At 64.8% G+C, this 15886-nt stretch carries 16 protein-coding genes and 1 pseudogene; 6 read left to right on the forward strand and 11 right to left on the reverse strand.

The genetic code is table 11. From position 1 onward, the window contains the following. Positions 1 to 90 precede the first annotated feature (90 nt). The 3 genes from OHQ90_RS23165 (at position 91) to OHQ90_RS23175 (ending at position 2107) form a co-directional block, all read left to right on the forward strand. On the forward strand, positions 91 to 1377 hold the full coding sequence (locus OHQ90_RS23165) for a DUF4153 domain-containing protein (RefSeq protein WP_328400738.1): 1287 nt from the start codon (positions 91 to 93) through the stop codon (positions 1375 to 1377). A gap of 207 nt (positions 1378 to 1584) precedes the next feature. Continuing rightward, positions 1585 to 1794, forward strand: coding sequence for a hypothetical protein (locus OHQ90_RS23170; RefSeq protein WP_328400740.1), 210 nt, complete (start codon positions 1585 to 1587; stop codon positions 1792 to 1794). Further along, positions 1787 to 2107 (forward strand): CopG family transcriptional regulator, encoded by a 321-nt coding sequence (locus OHQ90_RS23175; RefSeq protein ID WP_328400742.1) that lies wholly within the window; start codon positions 1787 to 1789, stop codon positions 2105 to 2107. Before OHQ90_RS23170 ends, OHQ90_RS23175 begins: the two co-directional genes overlap by 8 nt. An 853-nt stretch (positions 2108 to 2960) precedes the next feature. On the opposite strand, the gene OHQ90_RS23180 is transcribed toward OHQ90_RS23175, so the two are convergent. Continuing rightward, a complete protein-coding gene (locus tag OHQ90_RS23180; RefSeq protein WP_328400744.1) occupies positions 2961 to 3140 on the reverse strand; it encodes a hypothetical protein in 180 nt (59 codons plus the stop codon). 385 nt (positions 3141 to 3525) lie between these two features. Here OHQ90_RS23180 and OHQ90_RS23185 point away from each other — a divergent pair, with 385 nt between their 5' ends. Next, positions 3526 to 3954 (forward strand): hypothetical protein, encoded by a 429-nt coding sequence (locus tag OHQ90_RS23185; RefSeq protein WP_328400746.1) that lies wholly within the window; start codon positions 3526 to 3528, stop codon positions 3952 to 3954. 237 nt (positions 3955 to 4191) lie between these two features. Here OHQ90_RS23185 and OHQ90_RS23190 read toward each other — a convergent pair whose 3' ends face one another. The 5 genes from OHQ90_RS23190 to OHQ90_RS23210 form a co-directional block, all read right to left on the reverse strand. After that, on the reverse strand, positions 4192 to 4743 hold the full coding sequence (locus OHQ90_RS23190; protein ID WP_328400748.1) for a TerD family protein: 552 nt from the start codon (positions 4741 to 4743) through the stop codon (positions 4192 to 4194). Positions 4744 to 4803: 60 nt separating this feature from the next. Further along, positions 4804 to 6093: an ArsB/NhaD family transporter gene (locus OHQ90_RS23195; protein WP_328400750.1), complete on the reverse strand. Its 1290-nt coding sequence runs from the start codon at positions 6091 to 6093 to the stop codon at positions 4804 to 4806. A gap of 28 nt (positions 6094 to 6121) precedes the next feature. Next, positions 6122 to 6574 carry a CBS domain-containing protein gene (locus tag OHQ90_RS23200; protein ID WP_328400752.1) on the reverse strand — a complete coding sequence of 151 codons (453 nt, stop codon included), beginning with the start codon at positions 6572 to 6574 and terminating at the stop codon, positions 6122 to 6124. A 466-nt stretch (positions 6575 to 7040) separates the two neighbouring features. Beyond that, on the reverse strand, positions 7041 to 7832 hold the full coding sequence (locus tag OHQ90_RS23205; RefSeq protein WP_328400754.1) for an ABC transporter permease subunit: 792 nt from the start codon (positions 7830 to 7832) through the stop codon (positions 7041 to 7043). Continuing rightward, positions 7822 to 8712, reverse strand: coding sequence for an ABC transporter ATP-binding protein (locus OHQ90_RS23210; protein ID WP_328400756.1), 891 nt, complete (start codon positions 8710 to 8712; stop codon positions 7822 to 7824). Before OHQ90_RS23210 ends, OHQ90_RS23205 begins: the two co-directional genes overlap by 11 nt. Before the next feature lie 150 nt (positions 8713 to 8862). Between OHQ90_RS23210 and OHQ90_RS23215 the strand changes: the two genes are divergently transcribed. Next, on the forward strand, positions 8863 to 9267 hold the full coding sequence (locus OHQ90_RS23215; RefSeq protein WP_442941488.1) for a GbsR/MarR family transcriptional regulator: 405 nt from the start codon (positions 8863 to 8865) through the stop codon (positions 9265 to 9267). Positions 9268 to 9450: 183 nt separating this feature from the next. Here the strand turns inward: OHQ90_RS23215 and OHQ90_RS23220 are convergent, their stop codons facing one another. Next, positions 9451 to 10956 carry a cation:proton antiporter domain-containing protein gene (locus OHQ90_RS23220; protein ID WP_328400758.1) on the reverse strand — a complete coding sequence of 502 codons (1506 nt, stop codon included), beginning with the start codon at positions 10954 to 10956 and terminating at the stop codon, positions 9451 to 9453. 383 nt (positions 10957 to 11339) lie between these two features. Here OHQ90_RS23220 and OHQ90_RS39480 point away from each other — a divergent pair. Beyond that, positions 11340 to 11856: pseudogene (locus OHQ90_RS39480) on the forward strand (hypothetical protein). A gap of 133 nt (positions 11857 to 11989) precedes the next feature. Here OHQ90_RS39480 and OHQ90_RS23225 read toward each other — a convergent pair. The 4 genes from OHQ90_RS23225 to OHQ90_RS23240 all read right to left on the reverse strand — a co-directional run bounded on the left by OHQ90_RS23225 (position 11990) and on the right by OHQ90_RS23240 (position 15858). Next, positions 11990 to 12484, reverse strand: a complete 495-nt coding sequence (locus OHQ90_RS23225; protein WP_328400760.1) for an LOG family protein — start codon at positions 12482 to 12484, stop codon at positions 11990 to 11992. After that, complete coding sequence (locus OHQ90_RS23230) at positions 12481 to 13923, reverse strand: alpha/beta fold hydrolase (protein WP_328400762.1); 1443 nt, start codon at positions 13921 to 13923, stop codon at positions 12481 to 12483. The genes OHQ90_RS23225 and OHQ90_RS23230 overlap by 4 nt, the downstream gene beginning before the upstream one ends. Positions 13924 to 14100: 177 nt before the next feature. Then, entirely contained in the window at positions 14101 to 15063 is a 963-nt protein-coding gene (locus OHQ90_RS23235) for a M56 family metallopeptidase (protein ID WP_328400764.1), read from the reverse strand. A gap of 390 nt (positions 15064 to 15453) precedes the next feature. Beyond that, complete coding sequence (locus OHQ90_RS23240) at positions 15454 to 15858, reverse strand: BlaI/MecI/CopY family transcriptional regulator (protein WP_328400766.1); 405 nt, start codon at positions 15856 to 15858, stop codon at positions 15454 to 15456. Between the last annotated feature and the right edge of the window lie 28 nt (positions 15859 to 15886).

Raw genomic sequence — 15886 nt, forward strand, 5'->3', positions numbered from 1 at the left:
GGGGCTGTGCAGTCGGGGTCCGCCACCGCCGGAGCGGCGCACCCCGCCGGAACAGAAATTGGATCGGAGCACACTGCGGGACCGGCGGCGGTGGCTGCGTCGGTCGCGGCCGAGGCGACGACGCCACGGTCGGATCTCGTGGACCGCAACGGCGGCGTCCTGGGGAACCGGGGCCGGATCTGGTGGTCGGCCTCGGCATTGGCCTTGCTTGCGGTGGGTGCGTTCCGCGCCGCCGGATGGCTGTTCGTGTTGTGCGTACTCGCCGCGTGTGTGGCCGGATCGCTGGCTGCCGTCGGGCGGCGATCGGCCAATGGCGTTTGGTACGACGTGATCGCGGTGCCGATCGAGTCGTTCGCGGCGTTGCCGTGGGTGTACGCGGCGATCGGCCGGATGCGCGCGAATGGTCAGGACAGGTCGTGGCGGGTCGCGGCGTCGATGGCGGTGACGGTTGTGCTGTTGGCGGTGTTCGTACCACTCCTCGGTGGGGCGGACGCGACGTTCGCCAACCTGCTTGCGAGCGTGACACCGGAGATCGACGCCGGGGCGATCGTGCAGTGGACTGTCCTGTTCGCTGTCGTCGGGCTGGGCTCACTCGGTGCGATGTATCTGCTGGCCGGACCGCCTGCCACGCCGTTCGACGAGGAAGAAGCCGAGACCGGTCGATCGCTGCGACGACTGGAGTGGGTGTTGCCCGTCGGCGCACTGACCGCGCTGTTCGCGCTCTTCGTCGGTGCACAGTTCGTTGCGCTGTTCGGTGGTGACGACTACGTGCAGCGGACCGCTGGGCTCATCTACGCCGAGTACGCACGCAGCGGTTTCTGGCAGCTGTCGATCGTGACGATGCTGACCCTTGCCGTCATTCTCATCGTCTTGCGTTGGGCGGCAAAGGATTCAGCGGCCGATCGGCTGTGGTTGCGAACGCTGCTGTGTGTGGTGAGTGTGCTCACGTTGGTCATTGTCGCGTCCGCGCTCGGCCGTATGTGGACCTATCAGCAGGCGTATGGATTCACGGTGCTACGACTGTTGGTCGAGGTGTGCGAACTGTGGCTCGGCTTGGTCTACCTGCTGGTGATCGCCGCTGTGCTCCGGCTGGACCGCGCCTGGCTGCCTCGTGCCGCGATCGGCACGGCCACCGCAACGCTGGTCGCCCTTGCCGTACTGAACCCTGAAGGTCTTATCGCCGACAAGAACATCGACCGTTGGCAGCACGGGAGGAACTTCGACGCCGAGTACCTGAGCACCCTCTCGCCGGATATCGTCCCGGCACTGGAGCGTCTGCCGGAACCGCTGCGCGCCGAGGTGTTCGATCAGATTCGCGCGGACATCGACGATGACAGCTGGCAGAGCTGGAATTTGTCACGATCACGCGCACGATGAGTCCGGCCGGTGCGCGCGCTCTCGACGAGCCGCCGCAAAAGCTGGTGCGGAAGGGTGCGCATCGGCCGGGCCGGTGACGAGGCGGTCTGGCAGCCCACCTGCCCTCCCAGAGGCAATACACTTGTATTATCCCTGTTTGTGGGTTATAACTGGCCTGAGTGGGCATTGCTATCACTGAGCGGGATCGATCCCCGCGAGGTGCTACAAGTGCTCACCGGTGTTCGCCGATGGCCTCGGCGGGCGCGCGGTCCCGGCGGGCTGGCGGTCCTGACAGTGTGGGGCCGGACCGACGCAGGCAGGCCGCTCATCGTCGCCGTCCGCCGGACCGAGGACTGGCAGTGGGACATCCTGGGTGCCGTCGAGATGGCAGACACGCAGGTCGCGGAGTTCGAGCGTTGGGAGCACGCCGATGACTGACTATCCGACGAACCCGGAGGACGTCCAGGATTTCCTGGCCGGCCTCGAATTCGGTGACGAGCCCGTGGATCCGGCCGAAGCGCCGCCGGTGCTGCGTGCGGACGCGGTCACCGTTACCACGTCGCTGCGCATCCCGTTCGAGCTGCATCAGCGGGTGAAGAGGGCCGCCGAAGATCGCAACGTCACCATGTCGGCACTGATCCGCGACTGGATCGAACTCGAGCTCGCCGCCCTGGAGAACGACCAGCCGATCTCTCGCGCCGACGCACTCCGCGCTCTCGCCGCCCTGCATCCACTGCGCCAATCGGCCTAGCAGACGGCACCGGTCGGTAGCACACCCGGACGCGCCGATTGTGGTGGCTGCCTGCCGGGGTCGGAATTGCCCGGACACGCAACTGTGGCTGGACGCGCCGATTATCGTGGTTTCGGCCCCCAACCGGTGGGCGGTCGACCCGTTCAAGAGCGAGCACCTCCCGATCACCGCGTTCAACCAGGATCTGGATGCGGCCTGGATCGTGCACCTGGAACAGGACAAGGGCAACGGCGCGAAAACCATTCACAACAAACACGGTTTCCTGTCTGCCGGTCTGAATGCTGCTGTGGCCGAACGGCCTTGTGCGCCACGAGGCGCTGTGATATTGAGCGGAGGTGAGAGACCTTCGCCTTTGAGTTGAGCTGTCGCAGCAGCTTGATGAAGCTGAGGGCAGCCTGATCCGGGTCGATGACGGGGAGGGTGGGAGCAGCCCTGACAAAGCCGGGACGTGTCGGTATTACCAGACGGTGCGGGTTCGGCGAGCAAGGCAGAAAGGTGTACGTGCAGAAACCGGCGAGAAAGTCTCTTCAATTCGCCAACTAGATCCGGAACGGACAGCGAGCGTGAGTAGGCGAGGATGACAGTGGCAATGAGGGGAGGTGCGCTAGCTGGGGCGGTGGGGCGCCTTTGGTGACTGTTAGTGGATCAGGAGGGGCGGGGTGGTGCTCGTCCGCGCGTGGCTCTCGCCTGCGGAGCGGCCTGACCGAGCAGGCATCGAGGTCGCGTTGGTGCACCGGTCCGGCGAATGGGAATGGACATCGCGGCGGACCGGGTATCAGGGACGAGTCCGAAGTTCTGGTCGTCGTCGTGGCCGTCCTCGCCGGGGCAGCGTGGACGTGGATCTCGCTGTGAGTCAGTCCTGCGAGCGATTCTTGTGTCGGATGAGCAGGGCGAGACCGACGAATATTCCGATGAGGGTGAGTGCGGCGACCTCGGCCATGGCTGGTACTCCTCTACGGCGCGGCAGGGCATCCGTCAGGGTGTAGGAATACTCGATTCCGGTCGTGCCTGACGGCAGAGTACCCAATCGCATCGGTTCTCAGCGGAATTTCGTCATCCGGGCCGCCGAGGTGGGTGCCCGGCACTGCGGGGTCGCTGCCTTGTCGTCGATCGGGGACGCTATCTCGGCGCCTGGCTGGCCAAGCTCACGGTGCCCGAGTTGGGCGGGTGCTGCTTTATGGGTTCCGTGACCAGGATTTGGTGCCGCTATGCCACGTCGATGGGTGTTGGCTCGTTCGTTGTCATGGGCCGGAGGTGCGACGGACTACAGCAGGCGTTTGAGCTATACGACCTCGGCTTTTACGGTGGCGTGGGCGATGCCACGGCGTCTTCCGGCTCGGGGGTCCAGCACCAATAGAGCAGCGCGGCGAGGACCAGGGCGGCGGCGGGCGAGGCCAGTGGCTCGCCACGGGGATACGATGGACATTGTGTTGGTGTGTGCGTTCCACCGGCCACTTCGCATCGCGACCGCCGCCCTCGCAGTGACCGGGGTATGTCTGGCCATCACTGGGTTGGCGTTGTCGCTTGCCCATGAGGACCGCGGCCGGGCCGGTGTCTTCGCTGTCGTCGCTGTTGTGCTGATGGTCGCCGCCGCGATGGTGTTGCGCGGCGGTAGATGGGTGAGTTCGGCCGCGGTAATCCTGTTGGGGGGCCAGTGGATTGCCATGGCGGCGACGATCTTCGAACTCGTCCACGGCATCGACTGGGTGAAAACCCAACAGCTGCAACGCCTTGGCGTTGATCCCACTGTCGGGGTCACCATCAATCTGGTCTTCTCCAGCATCGCCGCGTTACTGTTTGCGTGGTTCGCCCTCCGGTATGCCGCAATACGGCGGAATCGGTCATAGCTCACCCCGGCCGGGGCCGAAGTCCAGCGGCTTGTTTACGGGAACCTCTGGAAGTATCGACATCAGCGGAGATACTCCCCTTTCAGTTGCGGGACAGGTGGCTACGTGGGCGCGTGTCGGCCGTAGGAGGTCAGGAGCTGGGTTTGTCGCCGACCGGTTCGAGAAAGGCCGCTGTTGGCCGCTGCGAAGCTGCGGCAATCTTCGATCCACTCGCGAATCGGCTAGAGGGCGATGCGGCTATGTCAGGAAGACTCTCAGCTGCGGAATCGCCTCGACGGGATGTCTTGCCCGGATGCCCTCGCCGATCGACTCGAACTGCCGAACTCCGTTGGAGCGAACCACTTTGCCCATCACCAGGCCGGTATACGACCCGCCGCCGCTGAGATCGTAGCGGGCGATTTCGATACCTGACCCGCCATCGACCACCCGGCAGAACGCATTCTCGATCTGCTCGAAGGTTTGACCCGAGTACGAGGTGACGATGAAGATCACGGTCGTGACCTCGGGCGCCAACCTTGTCAGGTCGACAGCAATTATTTCGTTGTCGCCCTTACCTTCCCCGTTTGTGCTGTCGCCGAGGTGTCGCACCGAGCCGTCGCGTGAGATGAGCTGCTCGTGGTAGACGACCTCCACGATCTGGTCACCGGCGAACAACAGGGCCGCCGCATTAAGATCGATGTCCTCGCTGCGGGGGCCGAACCAGCGGCGCCGACGGACCGGATCCCAGCCCAGAGCCACGGTGAGGTGATCTAGACCCGCCCCACTCGCGTCGCGAAGCGTAACGAACATGGGTTACCCCCTCTGTCAGAGCGACCGCGGTGCCACAAGCCGCCGCTGCGCCAAACTGTCCTAGTTGAATACGAAGTAGCGCAACCACAGATACGGTGCGGCGACAACGATCGTGATTGCAGTGACCACCGCGCCCTTGCGGGTGAACTCCCAGAATGAGATCGGTGACCCGGACCTGGCCGCGATGCCGAGCATGACGACGTTGGCGCTGGCGCCGACTGCGGTCAGGTTGCCACCGAAATCCGAGCCCAAGGTCAGCGACCACCACAGCGCATCCGCGTGTACCCGGTTGTCGATACCGCCGGCGAGATCGGCGACCAGCGGGCTCATTGTGGCCACGTACGGAATGTTGTCGATGATGCCTGACAACAGTGCGGACACCACCAGGATCAGCATCACCGCGAGGAGAGCGTTGCCGCCGGTGGCGTCGGCGGCCCATCGCGCCATCGCCTCTACGACCCCGGTCTTGACCAATGCCCCGACCATGACGAACAGTCCGGCGAAGAACAGCAACGTCTCCCACTCGACACCGGAGAGATAGTCCTCGGGTTCGGTGCCCGAGATGAGCACCAGTACCCCGGCGCCGAGCAGTGCCATGACAGCCGGATCGACATGTAGCACCGAGTGACCGACGAACCCGGTGAACACCGCCAGCAGCACGACACCGCATTTGACAAGTAGCGGCCGGTCGCGGATGGCTTCGCGTTCGTCGACTGCCATTACGTCGGCGATCCGATCGGGGTCGGCGTCGAAGGAGCCGCGGAACAGCCTGGGCAGGATCAGGGTGAACACCGCGAACTCGATCGCGACGATCGGTGTCATGTGGATGAGAAAGTCGTTGAAGGACAACCCACTTCGGCTGGCGACAATGATGTTGGGTGGATCGCCGATCATGGTTGCCGCGCCGCCGATGTTGGATGCCAGCACTTCGGCGATCAGGAACGGTGTGGGCTTGATCCCGAGGCGGTCACATACCAGGAGCGTCACAGGTGCGACCAACAGCACGGTGGTGACGTTGTCCAGGAACGCTGATGCCACCGCGGTGATGAGTACCAGCAGTATCATCACCCGCACCGGGGATCCCTTGGCGCGCTTGGCTGCCCAGATCGCGGTGAATTCGAATACGCCGGTTTGGCGGAGCACCCCGACGATGATCATCATCCCGAACAGCAGCAGGATGACATCCCAGTCGATCCCGGTGTCGTGGGAGAAGAACGCCTCCCCCGAGTCGAGTACACCTGCGGCGAGGACGATCGCGGCGCCACCGAGGGCGGCTTTGGTTTTGTGGATGCGTTCGGTGGCGATCAACAGATACGCCACTACGAACGCGGTGACCGCGATCGCGGTCACCGCCGGTCACCCGCGCGACCGTCCCCGCTCACGTGGCGGCGAGGGCTACCTGCAGCAACCGCGATGCGGTGATGACACCGACCATCTGTGTCCCGTCGACCACCGCGACCAGCGGGCATCGGCACCGCGCCATCAACGCGGCGACTTCGATCACGGTGTCGTCGGCGCGGACCACCGGCATGACCGGTTTCGATGTCGACTTCGGGAGCAGTTCGCCGACGGTCTTGCCGCGCAATGCATCCGCGACCCGATCGGCCACCGACTCCGATAACACCCCCGCCAGCGATGGGTCGTCCTGCACGTATCCCGGCACCAGGAAGCGCACCACCTGCGAGGCAGGCAGTACTGCTCGCGGCACGCGATCGCCGTCGGTTACCACGATGCCAGGTAGTCGATGCTCGGCCAGCAGCTTCGCTGCGGCCAGCGCATCGGAGTCCTTGGTCACCGACGGATAGTCCTCGGCTATCTGACTTGCGTGCACATGTGCACGATACGGCTCGGCCGACCCCTGTCGAGGTACATCTGCCCTTGTCGGCACCAGCCGCTGGATCGGATACTGCCCCGCCGTCGGTAAAGGTAAGCACCAGCAGTCTCCCCATGACCGGACTGCCCGACCCGTGGTCACGGACCGGGTTGCCGACCAGACTTCCCGGCGCACCACCCGTAAAGATGCCGTAAAAGCATGTTTGAGGCAAACCGACAACCGTCTACGATCCACCACCACAACAGATCTGCCCTGTCGGCCTCCGCAGCAATGGCAGTCAGCGCGCACCACAGTCCACCCACCGGTACCGGGTGACGGTGGTAGAGCTGCGACGGACACCTCGCCGAGTCCGTCCTGCTGCTCGACACCACTACGAACTGAGCCGGTTCATCTCCGGTCGTAGGGCTAGAGGGGCGACGGTTCGAGGGCGCCGCCCGCCGTGGCGTCGGCACCCTCGAGCTGTTCAGGAGTTGAGGTCGCGCTGGTTGAACCAGGCCAGGCCCGCGGTTGACAGGACCGCTGAGATAGCCAAAAGGGTTGCGGCGTCGGCCCATTGCATTCCATTCCGCAACGGCTCGCCGCCGATGTAGTAGTGGAACGGTGACAGGTATTTCAGCCAGTCGGCGCCGAGGACACTGGCGAGGCTGTAGGCGGCGTAGGTGAGTACCCCGATTCCTGCGGCACCGGCGAGGACGGGTCCGCGACGTCCGATGGCGGCGCCGAGGCCGATTGCCAGTGCACCGAAGGTGATTGCCAGCAGGGCCAGGTTGAGGCATTGGGCCGCAAACTCGCCGACGCTGATCGAGTCGAGATCAGCAGCGGATCGGATCGTCAGCATGCCGAGAAAGACCAGCATCCCGATCGCGACAGCGCCGGTGACCAGAGCGGTGAAGCGTTGCAGCGCGAGCCGGGTTCGGCTGACCGGGTACGCGAGCAACAGGTCCAGGTATCCGGATTCCTCGTCGCCCGCGATGGCGCGGGCACCGAAGGTGACACCAAAGATCATCGCCAGCAGCGGCAGCAGGAGCCCGAACACGCTGGAGCCGAGATAGCCTGCGGCCGAGGACATGTCGTCCAGGCGCAGCGCTTCACGCATCGCATCGGGGTAGTTCTGCACCGCGTCGGCCATTCCGCCGCTCGCCACTTGTGGGTAGAACCCGGCGTACATCAGACCGACTGCGGCGATGCCGGCCGACCACGCGACCAGCGAGCGGCGATTGTCGGTAATTGTCTGGGTGTAGATGTCAGGCAGCATCGGATTCTCCGGTGTAGTAGCCGTGGAACAGGTCTTCGAGCGCGGGTTCGGTCACCGACAAAGCGACGACCTGGTGTGCCACGAGAGTCCGCAGCAAAGCGTCCGGGCTGCCGCTTACCTGACAACGCAGGGTGGTGCCCTCCACTTCGATGCTGGTCACATTCGGGATTGTCGTGAACTCGGCGAGGGTGACCGGTTCGGTGAAGGTGACCTCAATATTGCGAACGGCGTTGGCGCGCAGCCCTGTCACCGTGTTCAGCGCCACCAGGCTCCCTTCACGGATGATGGCGACCCGGTCGGCGACCGCCTCGACTTCACTCATGATGTGGCTCGACATGAACACCGTCTGACCGTTGGCCGCCGCTTCGGCGGTCATCTCCAGGAAGGTTTGCTGACCGAGAGGGTCTAGACCCGAGGTCGGCTCGTCCAGGATCAGCAGCTCCGGGGAATGCATGAACGCCTGCACCAGCCCGAGCTTCTGCCGGTTGCCCTTGGAGAGGGTTTTGACCAGTGCGCCCTGATCCAATTCGAGCCGTTTACACAGCGAGTCGATCCGTTGCGCATCGACGCCGCCGCGTAGAGCGGCCAGGAATCGCAGCGTCGCACCAACGCGCTGGCGGCCCGGTACGACGAAGTCTCCAGCGAGGTACCCGATCCTCGCGTGTAACGCCACTGCGTCCGCCCGTGGGTCAAGGCCCAGAACCCGGGCGGAGCCGCCGGTTGGGCGGATCAAGTCGAGTAGCAGCCGGATGGTTGTCGATTTGCCTGCTCCGTTCGGGCCCAGGTAACCGAACACCTCGCCGCTGCGGACTTCCAGGGATAACTCGACCAGACCTCGGACCGAACCGTAGGTCTTGCTGAGCCCTTGAAGCTCAATCACGTTCACCATCATTCAATCGTACTGAAGTTTCAGAGATCTGTAAATATTCGGAACAGTTGGAGGTTTGCTACGTTTGAACACGTGGGAACCAACGAGCGATTGCGGGCAGCCGCGGAGAAGCTGGCCTTGATATTGTCCGACGGCGGCGGCATGCAGCGATCCACCGCTCGGGTGATGACAGCCCTGCTCTACACCGAGCAGGACACGATGACCGCCGCCGATCTGTGCGAGGAACTCTCGATCAGCTCCGGCGCGGTCTCGACCGCGATCAAACATCTCATCCCGGTCGGGTTGATCGAACGCGTGCCGGCCCCGGGCAGCCGCCGCGACCACTATCGCTTCCGCAGAGGCGCGTGGGCGGCATTGATGTCGCAGCAGAACACGATGCTGGCCACCATGCGCACCGCGGCCCAGGAAGGCATCGACGCGACCAGTGAGGACACCGTCACCGCACACCGCCTATATGAAATGCAGGACTTCTACGCCTACATGACCAACGAGCTGGTCCCGCTGATCGACCGCTGGCGCGAGCAGTACGCGGCTGAACACGACTGACAGCGTCGTGCCCGCCCTCCTGGACGGGTTCAGCGAGAACCGGGTCCCTCACCGGCTGCGGTCGGAGATGCTGTTGGACTGCCGACCCCGCGATGGCACCAAAGCCGCGTCGAAGTGTGATGCTGCGGCGTTGCGGATCGTGCCGATGTTCACCGGATTGCGTGGGGTGGGCGGTCTGTGGTGTCAAAGTGTCTCTGGTGGGCGTCCGGTGGGGTTGGGTTTGGGGTCGGTGAAGATGGCGGTGATGTGTGGGCTTGTTTCGGAGTCGGGGAGTATGACGAGGACTTCGTCGTCGGCGTGCAGGGTGGTGTCGGCTGCTCCGGCGACGAGTCGGCCGTCGCGGATGATGAGGCTGATCCAGATGTCGTCGGAGGGGAGGTCGGCGAGGGTGCTGCCGTCGGCGAGTGAGCCGGGGGTGATGGTGTAGCGGTGTAGTGCGTGTGGTTCGTGCCGGAAGCGCACTCCGATGCCCCATGGTTCGGGGTCGACGGTGCGCAGGGGCACGCCGAGTCGCCGGGCGAGGGTTGGGACGAGGCCTCCTTGGACGATGACGGAGAACGCGACGACGATGAAGATGATTTCGTAGGCGCGATGGCTGTCGGTGATGCCCGCGTGCACGATGAAGGTGCCGAGCAGGATTGGTACTGCGCCTTTGAGTCCGGTCCACAGCACGAATACCCGCTCGCCGCGGGCGAGGTCCACCTTCCATAGCAGCGCGCCGACGAGCAGTGGTCGTATCACCAGGGTCAGTAGAACGGCGAGCACGAGGCCGATCAGCCAGGCGCCGCCTTGGCTGATTCCGTCGGGGCCGGTGAGTTGGATTGTGAGCCCGAGCATGACGAATACGACGATCTCGGCGAGGTTTGCCAGTGCGGAGTGGAACCGTGCGATTTCGGCTTTGTAGGGTGCGCGTTGATCTCCGATGACGATGCCTGCGACGAGGACGGCGAGGAATCCGGATCCGTGGGCGAGGGTGGCCGCGCCGTAGATCGCCAAGGCACACATCAGAACTCGCAGGGAGTAGAGCCCGGCGGCGGGCAGGGGTATGCGACGCATGAACAACAGCAGGCCCAACCCTCCCGTGACACCGACGGTGGCACCGACGACCATTTGCAGCCCGAACTCGCCGGTGGCGTGCGCGATGGCTTGGGTGTCGAATGTTGTGGCACCCAGTAGCGCGATCAGTAGGGCGATGCCGACCGGGTCGTTGGCGCCGGACTCGCCTTGCAGCAGCACGCCGCTGCGGCCGGAGATTTCGCGGTTGCCCAGTACCGAGAACACCACTGCCGGATCGGTCGGTGCGAGTGCGGTGCCGAGCAGTAGCGCTATCCGCCAGTCGAAGCCGAAGAGCAGGTGTGCGGCGGCGGCGAGGGCCGCTGCTGTCACGAAGGTTCCGGCCACGCCGATCCAGACGATCGCGCCCGCGGCGGATCGGAAGCGTTTCCATCCGATTTGCATGCCGCCGTCGAACAGGATGATCGCCAGGGCGACCGTCGCCACATGCTCGACGGCGCTGATCGGTATTCGCCCCAGTTGTGGCCAGACGTCGGAGGCCACGGCGGCACCGACCAGAAACAGAGCCGGTGTCGGCACAGGTAGCCACGCGCCGAGTCGGTTCGACAGCACCGCGGCGATGCCTACCAGGGCGGTGATCAGCACTACGAGGGCGAAGGGTTCGACGGTGCTCACCGGCGTCGCCTACCAACGATCGTCGCCTGTGAGCGATGTCGGGGTCGGCCGTGTCGGCACTGCCGAGTAGACACGGGATGTCCTTTCGCGAGGTCACACGACGAAGCACCGCCGACCAGACTTCCCGGCACACCCGCTTCTTACCTTAACGTTGTTTTTACCGCTGCCACTACGCCTTTTCCGACGGGTATGTGGGTGAACAAGCACCGCGATCTGCCGTTATTCGCGTTGACCGAGGCTCGGCGCGGTCTGTGATTTCTCCACCACTGCGGCGGCAATCGCCGACTTCACCGTGCTTGGGAGCGCTCGCCACGCAGACAGTCCGGTCACGTTGGTTGAGTTCACCACAGCGGCGCCGCAGTCACTGGTGACTATCGCGGACCATGTCGTGGTCAGGTACGGAAGGTCGCTGGTACCGCAACATCCAGGCCGATCCGCACTGCCGTCGTAGCCGAGCGGCAAACCCGGTCGCCAACACCACGACCACCCTCCTCGTCCACTCATTGTCGACGGCGGAGGCGGGCCGAAGCCGGTCGGTTACCCTGCAACGGAAACCCCGGCCGGCGTTTACACGCCCATCTCCCTGTCCTCCGCACGCCCCACCCGGGGCCGAACCCGAGGTCGACTGTTCGCTGCCGATCTTGTGTGCACTGCAGCGCAAGCTCGAGGTCGATGTGTTCTCCCTATACACCGACAGCGAAACCTGGGCTGGGCATGCATTCGCATCAGGCATTGCAGCAGTATCGATGCGAGATCAACCCGGATACGAAGTTGGTGGTGGTCGGCATGACAGCCACCAACTTCACCATTGCGGACCCGTCTGACGCCGGAATGGTCGATGTCGCCGGGTTCGACTCCGCTGTGCCTTCACTATTGGCGGACTTCGCTCGCGGTGTCTGATATCCGGGCTGAGCCAACGAGGGAAAGCCGCACAGTCAGGAATCCGAACGCCGAGTGGAGGCGGCCTCGATCGCTCCGCTGTGAGCCCTGTCCTGAATTGGTTCCGTGGTGTGTCTGTCTGTCGGTCGCTCGATCAGCCGGCCGGGTCGAGCGCCCGGCGGACTGCGTCGGCCGGGTCGGTAGCGACTTGTCCTGCGTCGATGGGGTTTCCACCCGCGTCGCGGAGTTGCCAGCCGCCGAGACAGACCACGGGGATGTCTCCGCGGTGGTGGGCGAGGGCGAGTTCGGAGAGTGTGCCCCATGATCCGCCGATGACGATCACCGCGTCGGCGGAGCGCACAAGAATCGCATTCCTCGCCTCACCCATGTTCGTATAGAGCACGGCTGACAGTCCCGCGCAGACCGCGCTGCGGTCGGTGTCGGGGCGGACACCGATGACGAGTCCGCCTGTGCGAGAGGCGCCTTCGGCGACAGCGGCCATCACCCCGACGCCGCCACCGCACAGCACCGTCACCCCCGCTTCGGCAAGAAGCAGACCGACTTCGGCGGCATGTATCGCGTCCGCGTGGGTGCAGTCACGTGGTCCGCAGACAGCGACTTGTCGTGGTGCACCGCACGGTGCGGTCATGCGGTGGCCCCGGCCCGGCTGGTCAGCAAGTCCGCCAGTTGCGCGGCGAACTCGTCGGCGGCGAAAATGTAGCCGACGTGATTGCCCGCGAACTCCGCCACGTCCAGCCCGAGCTGTTCGGCGAGAACGGCATTCGGCTCGGCGGTGAATGTGTCCGCCGAATCGTGACCGGTGGCGAGCACCAGTTTGCCGGCCGCGGCCTGCAAACTCGTGAAGTCCGGTGTGTAGCGGGGGTATTGGCGAAGTTCGTGTTCCATCCAGAATTTCAGATTCTGCTGGATCCGTGCGGACATCGCCGCTGCCTCGGGTGACCGATCCTCGGCCGGCGGGCGCCCGCCCATCTGTAGGCCGATACCCGCGCCGAAGGCCGCCATTGCCGCGGGAGTGCCTTCGCTGTGGCTCTTTTCGTGGATGCCGTCCAGGAATGCCAGCCACTTGTCGGCATCCGGCAACAGACCGGCCAGCGGCGGTTCGTGTGCGACCACCGTGTCGATCAGCTCGGGGTGTTTGCTGAGCAGTTCCAGCGCGACGACCGCACCGGAGCTGCTGCCGAGCACATAGGCGGGCTGATCGGTCAAGTGGTCGAGCAATGCTGCGGCATCGGCGCCGTCGGCCGTCACCCGGTCTTCCGGAGGTCCGGCGAGCGGGCTGCGCGAGAATCCGCGCCGATCGTAGGAGACCACCGTGTAACGGTCGGCCATCCGCTCGGCGAGCGCGTTGAAGGTGCCCGCCTCACCGTTGCCGCCGGGGATCAGCAGCAGAAGTGGACCTGCGCCGCGGATTTCGTAGTGCAAACTCGCGCCGGGAACAGTGAGGGTGTGGTTGGTCGGAATGTCCATCGGAAAGGCTCCTGGAAGTAACGAAAGTTGCTGCAACGCTTCCCGGATGATGGGCAGCGCCGCAACGGGTGGGTCGGAGTCGACCCACCGGTTGATAGCCACATGCAGTGCGGCGGAGATGGCGCCCGCCATGATCCGCGGGAACATGTCGGCGTCGGGATCCCGATCGGTCCGCTCGGCGATGGCTTCGGCGAGCGCTTCCTGGATCACGGCCTGTGCCTTGAGGTATTCGCCTTGCAGCGCGGGCGCGCGAGTGATCAGCCGCACGCCCTTCGTCCAGGCCGGATCGGGGATTTCGGCGTCACGGAACTCGGTCAGCACCGCGTGGATGACGGCGGGCCACAGTGCCTCCGTGCCCGGCCGCTCACGTAGCCCGTCCGCGATCCGCCGCGACCGATCCACCGCGAGCGCGCAGATGGCCTCGTACTTGCTGGTGAAATAGTTGTTGAACGTACGCGTCGAAACGCCTGCCGCAGCAGCTATGTCCTCGACGAGAACATCATCGAGCCCTCGTTCCACTGCCAGCCGTAGTGCGGCGAATCCCAGCGCTTCACGGGTCGCCAGCTTCTTACGTTCCCGCAATCCGAGCACGAATGCCATGCTTCCGACAATATCCAATCTTGCGTGATACGCAAGATTGCGTGATCAGAATGTTTCATCCGACAGTCGGATCCTCGGATCGGCAATCGGCACTACCTGGGGTCACTCCCGCTCGAATACCTTCTGCACAGCCCGCGACCGATGCCGTGCGCAACGGGGCATAGTCGATGGCGACGATCAGCCGAGCAGCGGGGCGGAGACGGCAATGCCTATGGCGGCCAAGGTTGCCGACGCGAGCGGCCCGATAATGACCAGTGCGACAACAACTCCCAGGGCGAGGTGGGCGCGAACTCCCGGCCGCGGTTCGATCGGTGGGATCAGCCGCTCGACGCGCGCGGGGAGGTCGACCCCGTTCATGCCGAGCACCGCAGAGGCGGCTTCGGGGATGCCGGAAAGGGTGAGCAGGGCGCGCAATACGGCCGTTCGGCCGTGCACGCGCGCGGCCGCGTCATCTGCGCACATCTCCAGGAGTCGGGCGACTTCGCCCGCGCCGAGGGTGAACAGCTCGATCCGGGAGAGATTGGCCGCGAGCCCTCGCGTCAGTGCGAGCCACAAATGGTGCCGACCGGCGAGGTGGGCACGCTCGTGCTCCAATACGGCACGCAACTGGTGCTGGTCGAGAGCGGCGATCGCGCCGCGCGTGACGACGACGGTGTGTGGCTTGCCCGCCACGCTGTAGGCGGCCGGTTGGGCGACCTCGAGCACTATGGCATCCAATCCGGCATCGTGCCGCCCGGCTATTCGAACCATACGCGCGTGCTCGTGGGTGGTGCTGCGGGCCAGGAGAAACCACCGTCCGACGCGGACGAGCAGCACCACTCCTGCGCACATGGCGAACCCCGTCAGTGCGATGAACCCGCCTTGCACCAGGACTCCGTAGTGACCGGTGGCGGCGTCGTGCAGTTGGGTGTAGCAGCTGTCGAGGACCGGGCGGCCCGGCTCGGCCAAATCAACGATCACGTAGGCGATGACGATCACCGGGACCACGGTCCATGAGACGATTACCGACCCGATCGCGCTCAGCCACGCGACCAGCTCGAACTGTGGCGCAATGCCGCGGTGGGTGAGTCGCGCGAGGGGGCGTGGAGCCAGCACGGCGACGGCGAAGCTGGAGAGGATCAGGCAGACCGCCTCGCTCATCCGGCGGCCCGCTGTGCGACAGGTCGTCGGATCCGGGCGCATAGCTCGGTGCTGCGCTGTTTCGAAGTCTTGAATGCGTGAAAACGCATCAAGGCGTTCCTCCTGTCGATCGGCGTCGAGCCGTGCGGCGCACCGCGAATGCACTTAACCTAGCGGACACCTACTATCTACATACGTAATATCTGCTTGTCCAGGAAGTGGGGTGCGTCCAGGAATCCCGGTCGGGTCGGCTGTGAAAGGTGTTGTGTCGGAAAGCTGTTGAACCGGACCTGTCATTGCGTGCGGCGGCGGCTGTCCGGTGTGTACGGCAGCGGGCGTAGTGTGAGTCGCATTGCCATGTGTGGCAAGCCCCCCGAGTCCTCCGACACCCTTCGATGTCGCCGGCCGCGTTCACTGTTGCTGGGACAGGCTTCCCGCCGACCTCGGCTGCGGCAGATCTCGCCGAAGTCGCAGCGCAGCACGCAGTCCCGCTGATTCCTCGGCATCGATCTGCTCGACGAAATAGGCCAGCACGAGATCTGATCGGCCACCGCCATGGAGGGCCTCGTGCATCAGACTTGCGCTGTACTGCTCACGGGTCAGCGTGGGTTGATACCAGTATGCCTTGCCGACGCGTTCCCGCTCGAGGCAGCCTTTGCGGTGCAAATTGTCCATGGTCGACATCACCGTGGTGTACGCGATCTCGCGTTCGGCGCTGATCTCGTCGAGAATCCCACGGACAGTAGTCGGTTCGTCGCGATCCCACACTCGGTCCATGATGACCGCTTCGAGCTCGCCGAATCTCCGTACGCGCATAGTTCACCTCCAGTAGTGGCGGTGGTGG

It is taken from the genome of Nocardia sp. NBC_00403, from assembly GCF_036046055.1.
In the GTDB taxonomy this organism is placed as follows: Bacteria; Actinomycetota; Actinomycetes; order Mycobacteriales; family Mycobacteriaceae; genus Nocardia.